Below are 6613 nucleotides of genomic sequence, written 5' to 3'. Positions count from 1 at the left end.
GACTTCCGTCGTCGTGGGTGGGTGGGAGCTCCCGCTCGCCGCTGACGCGCAGGACGCAGCGGGCCGCGCCGCGAGCGAGACCACAGCGGCCGGACCCCGGGCGCCGCCGCTGCTCTGACACGACCGCGGCGCTCCCACCCGGGTGGACCCCACCAGGTGACGCGACCCGCCGTCGTGCCCCGGCCGCAGTCCCGCGCCCGCCCTGACCCGGGTGGGAGGGTGGGCCTGCAGCCCGTGACCTCCCCGTCCCGCGTCCTCCCGGAGCCCGCATGAGCGCCCGCACCACCCCACCGATCGCCCCCCGCACCGCCGGCCCTCGTGCCGGAGGCTCCTCCCGAGCGCTGCTGATCCGCGCGATCGTCACCCTCCTGGTGCTCGCCGGGTCGACCTTCGCGGTGCTGACCTCCTCGCCGACCCTCGGCCTGGACCTGCGCGGTGGCACCCAGGTGGTCCTCGAGACGCAGGACTCGGCCACCACCGTCGCGGACGCCGAGTCCACCGACCGGGCCCTGGAGGTGCTGCGGCGCCGGGTCGACGCCCTCGGTGTGGCCGAGCCGACCCTCGCGCGCTCGGGGGAGCGGCGCATCGTCGTCGAGCTGCCGGGGCTGACCGAGCCGCGCGAGGCCGTCGAGATCATCGGTCGCACCGCCCAGCTGACGATCCACCCGGTGCTGGGCATCGAGCCCGACGGCACGGCGATCGACGGGGGCACGGAGAGCGACGAGGGTGTCGAGCCTGGCGACCTCGAGATCGACCCCACCACCGAGATCGTGCTCCCGGACGACGTCGGCACCCCGCTGCGCCTCGGGCCCGCGGCCCTCACCGGCGAGTCGGTGTCGGCGGCCCGGGCTCAGACCGACCCGCAGTCGGGCCGAGGCTGGTTCGTGACCCTCGACTTCCAAGGGGAGGGGCAGGACGCCTGGGCCCAGCTGACCGGCGAGGCCGCCTGCGCACCGCTCGGCGACCCCGCACGACGTGCTGCGATCGTGCTCGACGGCGAGGTCATCACGTCCCCGCAGGTCAACGAGAGCGTCCCCTGCGGCGTGGGCATCATCGGTGGGTCCACCGAGATCACGGGCAACTTCACGCAGGAGGAGGCATTCGAGCTCTCGGCCCTCGTCCAGGGCGGCTCGCTGCCGGTGCCGGTCGAGGTCATCGAGCAGCGGACGGTCGGCCCGAGCCTGGGCGCCGCCGCCATCGACGCCAGCGTCAAGGCCATCGCCCTGGGTGTGCTCCTCACCGCGATCTTCATCGTGGCCGTCTACCGCCTCATGGGGCTCCTCGCCGTCGTCGCCCTGCTCTGCTACGCCCTCATCGCCTACGCCGCGCTGCTGACCGTGGGCGCCACGATCACCCTGCCGGGGCTCGCGGGCTTCGTGCTCGCGGTGGGCATGGCGGTCGACGCGAACGTCCTGGTCTACGAACGCGCCCGCGAGGAACGGGCCGTCCGGGGCCGCACCCTCCCGACGGCGGTCCGCGAGGGCTTCCGCAAGGCGTTCCCCGCGATCGCGGACTCCAACATCACGACCCTCATCTCCGCGGGCCTGCTGTTCGCGCTGGCCTCGGGGCCGGTGCGCGGGTTCGGTGTGACGCTGACCATCGGTGTGCTGGTGTCGTTCTTCTCTGCCCTGGTCATCACGCGCCTGCTCGCCGAGACCGTCGCGCGCACCCGCATCGCCGAGCGGCACCCGGGCATCACCGGCATGAACACCCTGGGCCGCCTGCGCACCCGGCTCACCGAGCGCGAGTCGGGCTTCCTGGACCGGCCCGGTCGCTGGCTCGGCGTCTCGCTGCTGATCGTGGTGGTCGCCGGGACCGGCCTGCTGGTCCGCGGGGTGAACCTCGGTGTCGAGTTCACCGGTGGCCGCAGCATCCAGTACTCGACCTCGACGACCGTCGACGCCGAGATCGCCCGCGAGGCCGTCGGCGACGCGGGCTTCCCCACCGCCGTGGTGCAGCGTGCGGGGGACGACGACATCGCCGTGCGGACCTCCCCGATCGACGACGCCGAGCAGGAGCGCATCCGCGACGCCATCGCCGAGGTCGCGGGCGGGGCGGAGGTGGTCAGCGACGAGCTGATCGGCCCGAGCCTGGGCGACGAGCTGCGCCGCAACGCCCTGATCGCCCTGGGCATCGCGCTCCTCGCCCAGCTCGCCTACCTGGCGATCCGGTTCCGTTGGACCTTCAGCAGCGGGGCGGTCGCGGCGCTGGCCACCAACGTGGTGGTGGTGCTCGGCGTGTTCGCGTGGACGGGCAAGCCGCTGGACGGCGTGTTCCTCGCGGCGCTGCTGACGGTGATCGGCTACTCGGTCAACGACTCGGTGGTGGTCTTCGACAGGGTGCGGGAGATGGTCCGCGCCAAGCAGGGGGAGTCCTTCTCCCGGATGGCCGGCAGCGCCGTGCTGCAGACCCTGCCGCGCACGGTCAACACCGGGCTGAGCACCCTGTTCGTGCTGGTGGCGCTGCTGGTCATCGGTGGGGACTCGCTGTCGGACTTCGCGCTGGCGCTCGTGCTGGGCATCGTGGTCGGCACGGTCTCGACCGTCTCGGTCGCGGTCCCGCTGACCATCGCCCTCGAGCAGCGGTGGCCCACCCCGGTCAAGGAGCCCAAGCCACCCAAGACCGGCGAGGCCGAGCGGACCGACGGCGCGGTCGTCTAGCGCCGCGAGGCATGGTTGCCTGGGCCCATGAACCACGACGGCACGGTGCCGACCCCAGCCGCCGACGAGCCGGACCGCCGTGTGCGTCGCGCGACGTTCGTGGGTGCCGTCGTCGGGGCCCTCCTCCTCGGGATCGTCCTGGGTGCCGTCGGCGCGACCGTGCTGGGCGGCGAGGACACCCCGGCTCCTGCCGGCAGCCCGGTGGCGACCGACGAGACGTCCCCGTCCGACCCCACCCCCGACGCCTCCGAGCCCGCACCGACCTCGACGGCCTCCGCCGCCCAGCTCCCCGCCGAGGGGTTCCTCGCGACCGACGGTGCGCGGATCGTGGACAGCGACGGCTCGACGGTCGTCCTCAAGGCGGTCAACTGGTTCGGGTTCGAGACCGAGACCTGCTCACCGCACGGGCTGTGGACCAGGTCCCTGGATGACGTGCTCGATCAGATCCGCGACTTCGGGTTCACGACCATCCGGCTGCCGTTCTCCAACCAGTGCGTGGGAGGCGCGGCGCCGAGCAGCATCGATGAGAACCAGAACCCGACCCTTGCGGGCAAGAGCACCCTCGAGATCATGGATGCCGTCGTCGCCGGCGCGCAGGCCCGCGGGATGACGATCCTGCTCGACCGGCACCGTCCGGGCTCGGACCAGCAGTCCGAGCTCTGGTACACCGACGCCTACCCCGAGGAGGTCTGGATCGAGGACTGGGTCATGCTCGCCGAGCGCTACCGCGACGACCCCACGGTCATCGGCGCGGACCTGCACAACGAGCCGCACGGCACGGCCTGCTGGGGCTGCGGCGACGAGACCCGGGACTGGGCGGCGGCCGCGACCCGGGCGGGGGACGCGATCGGTGAGGTGCACCCCGACTGGCTGATCGTGGTCGAGGGCGTCGAGACCATGGAGGACGGGACCGCCACGTGGTGGGGCGGGGGCCTGGCCGACGTGCGCGAACGTCCCGTCGAGCTCGCGGTCCCGGGCCGCGTCGTCTACTCGACGCACGAGTACCCCGAGAGCGTCTACGCCCAGCCGTGGTTCTCCGCAGCCGACTACCCGGACAACCTGGAGCCCCTCTGGGACGCGCACTGGGGATACCTGGTCGCCGAGGACATCGCGCCCGTCTTCGTCGGGGAGTTCGGGACCCTCTACGAGTCGGAGTCCGACCGCGCCTGGCTCGCGCGGCTCGTGCCGTACCTGCGCGACGGCGGCTTCAGCTTCGCCTACTGGTCCTACAACCCGAACTCGAGCGACACGGGCGGCCTCGTCCAGGACGACTGGGTCACCCCGCAGCAGGAGAAGCTGGACGCGATCGCCCCGCTCCTGGACTGACGAGGGCGTCCGGGGCCGACGGGGCCGGGGCCGACGGGGCGGGGGCCGACGGGGCGGGGGTCGGCGCGGCAGCGGTCGACGGAACGGTGGTGGACCGAGGCCGGACCCTGTTCCCCCACAGCACCCCGACGACGACGAGCACCCCGCCAGCCACCTCGAGGGCGCTCGGCGTCTCGCCCAGCACGAGCCAGGCCGCGGTGATCCCGACCACCGGCACCAGCATCGAGAAGGGCGCGACGACCCCGGCGGGGTGGCGCTTCATCAGCCACACCCAGATGCCCGAGCCGACGACGGTCCCGAGGACGACCGTGTAGGCCAGGCCGATCCACGCCGGGGCGGCGGCCGCGGTGGCGGCGGTGCTCCACGCCTCGAGGATCTGGTCCGGGCCCTCGATCACCAGGGACAGCGCCAGCATCGGCAGCGGCGGGACGACGGTCATCCACATGATCAGGTGCAGCGGCTTGGGCGGCGCGGCCAGGCGGCTGGAGAGGTTGCCGATGGCCCACCCGAAGGCCCCCAGGACCACGAGCCAGAACGGCCACCAGCTCTCGGCGCTGCCCCGCGACAACCCCACCAGCGCGAGCCCGAGCACGGCGACCCCCACGCTGACGGCCCGACGTCGGGTCATGGGCTCGCGGAGGAAGAGCACGCCCAGCACCACGGTGAACGGGGCTGAGGCCTGGAGCACGAGGGAGGCCAGGCCGGTGGGGAAGCCGGCCGCCATCCCCAGGTAGAGGCCGAAGAACTGGATGGTGCCGAAGCCGAGCCCGTAGCCGATGAGCCACCGCGTCGGCACCTGGGGCCGGGGCACGAGCAGCAGGGCCGGGACGGCGAGGATCGCGAAGCGCAGGGCGACGAGGAAGATCGGCGGGAACTGCTCGAGGGAGGCGTGGATCGCGAGGAAGTTGATCCCCCACAGGGCGGCGACCAGGCAGGCGAGGGCGGTGTGGCGGAGGGGCACCGCGCCAGTCTGGGCGGACGGACAGTGAAGCACCAGCGAAAGCTCGTGGGGATAAGGTTTAGGGTCCCTACATGGAGTTCCGTCACCTCGACCTGCTCCGCGAGCTGTCCGTGCGGGGAACCCTCGCGGCCGTGGCAGCCGCGACCCACCGCACGCCGTCGGCCCTCTCGCAGCAGCTCAGGACGGCGGAGCGCGAGCTGGGCGTCCGCCTCGTCGAGCCGTTCTCCCGCGGTGTGCGGCTGACGGCGGCCGGTCAGGTGCTGGCCGACGGCGCCGAAGACGTCGGCCGCGCCCTCGCCGAGGTGCAGGCCCGGCTCGACGCGAACCTCGGCGCCCCCCGCGGGGTGGTGTCGATCGGCTCGTTGCCCAGCGCGGGGGAGGCGCTGCTACCGAGCCTGGTCGGGCGGTTGCGGGGCACGGAGATCCGCCTGGAGCTGGACGACTTCGACCTGGCCGAGACCGACTACGCCGCGCGGACCCTCGACGCGGACGTCGTCATCGCCCACAGCCTCGCCGGGGACACGCCCCAGGGAGCAGACGGGCTGGTGAGCCGGGTGGTCGCGCGCGAGCCGATCGACGTCGCCCTCCCCGCCGACCATCCGCTGGCGGCGCGCCCGCGGCTCCGGGTCGAGGACCTCACCGGCACCTCCTGGATCGGGGTGCCCGAGGGATACCCCTTCGACACCATCCTCATCGCGGTCGAGAACCTCACCGGGGAGCGGCTCGAGCGCCGCCTCCGGCTGCGCGACAACCGGCTGATCGAGGCGCTCGTCGCCGAAGGGGTGGGCCTCGCCCTCCTGCCGCGGTTCACCACCCGCCCACGGCCCGGCGTCGTGCTCCGACCCCTCGACGGTGTGCGTGCCGATCGCAGCATCGTGGCCCTGGCCCGCCCCGACCGGTATGCGCGCCTGGCCGTGCGCACCGTCGTCGACCACCTGGTCGAGATCGGCGCGGGCCTGCGTCATGGGGACGTCCGACCCGAGCGCGAGGTGACCTCGGGCCCCGCCCGGCGAGACGTCGCCGATGTCGGGATCGGGGACGGACTGCGCGGCGGCTGGTACGCCGTCCGGTGCGTGTTCGCCGTCCACGGCCCGGTCGACGAGCCGCACCAGACCTACGAGGAGCGGGTCACCCTGTGGCGTGCCCGGTCGGTGAGCGAGGCGATAGTGCGCGCGGAGCTCGAGGCCGTGGAGTACGTCAACCAGCTCGGGGGCGAGCCCTCGACCTACCTGGGGCTTGCCCAGGCGTACGGCATGGCCGACGAACCGGTCGATGGTGCTGAGGTGTACTCCCTCATGCGGGACAGCGACCTCGCTGCAGAAGAGTACCTCGACCGGTTCTTCGACACCGGGGACGAACGGCAGGGTGCCGAGTAGGGCCGTGCCGGGCCCTGCCGGCGACCGTTGTGCTCGCCAGGATCCGTCGACCGTGTCTCAACTCTGAGGCTTGCGCCCCGCCACCCCGACCAGCACCGCGACGACGATCACCGTCATCGCCGCCTGGATCCCGACCACCACCGGCGCCAGCCCGCCGAGCAGCAGCGCCACCGCCGTCGGCAGGGTGGCGACCGTCGCGACGTCGAGCCCCTGGAAGAACCCGCCGGTCGGCGGGACGCTGCCCATGGGCGTCGCGACGACGGCCCGCGACCACTTCGCCGGTGGGCGGT

General features: G+C 73.3%; 4 protein-coding genes and 1 pseudogene. 3 read left to right on the top strand and 2 right to left on the bottom strand.

Translation table 11 applies throughout. From position 1 onward, the window contains the following. Positions 1-269: 269 nt before the first annotated feature. Positions 270-2660: a protein translocase subunit SecD gene (gene secD / locus L0B03_RS12230; protein WP_250446113.1), complete on the top strand. Its 2391-nt coding sequence runs from the start codon at positions 270-272 to the stop codon at positions 2658-2660. A gap of 27 nt (positions 2661-2687) precedes the next feature. After that, positions 2688-3986 (top strand): glycoside hydrolase family 5 protein, encoded by a 1299-nt coding sequence (locus tag L0B03_RS12225; RefSeq protein WP_250446112.1) that lies wholly within the window; start codon positions 2688-2690, stop codon positions 3984-3986. Here the strand turns inward: L0B03_RS12225 and L0B03_RS12220 are convergent. Beyond that, positions 3937-4947, bottom strand: a complete 1011-nt coding sequence (locus L0B03_RS12220; protein WP_250446110.1) for an EamA family transporter — start codon at positions 4945-4947, stop codon at positions 3937-3939. The genes L0B03_RS12225 and L0B03_RS12220 overlap by 50 nt on opposite strands. Positions 4948-5018: 71 nt before the next feature. Here L0B03_RS12220 and L0B03_RS12215 point away from each other — a divergent pair, with 71 nt between their 5' ends. After that, on the top strand, positions 5019-6323 hold the full coding sequence (locus L0B03_RS12215) for a LysR substrate-binding domain-containing protein (protein WP_250446107.1): 1305 nt from the start codon (positions 5019-5021) through the stop codon (positions 6321-6323). Between the two features lie 57 nt (positions 6324-6380). Here the strand turns inward: L0B03_RS12215 and L0B03_RS12210 are convergent. Next, positions 6381-6613 (bottom strand): annotated as a pseudogene (locus tag L0B03_RS12210) (hypothetical protein); the annotation flags it as partial.

Source organism: Actinotalea sp. C106, assembly GCF_023630195.1.
Classification (GTDB): domain Bacteria; phylum Actinomycetota; class Actinomycetes; order Actinomycetales; family Cellulomonadaceae; genus Actinotalea.
This window is presented reverse-complemented; position numbering and strand designations above follow the sequence as displayed.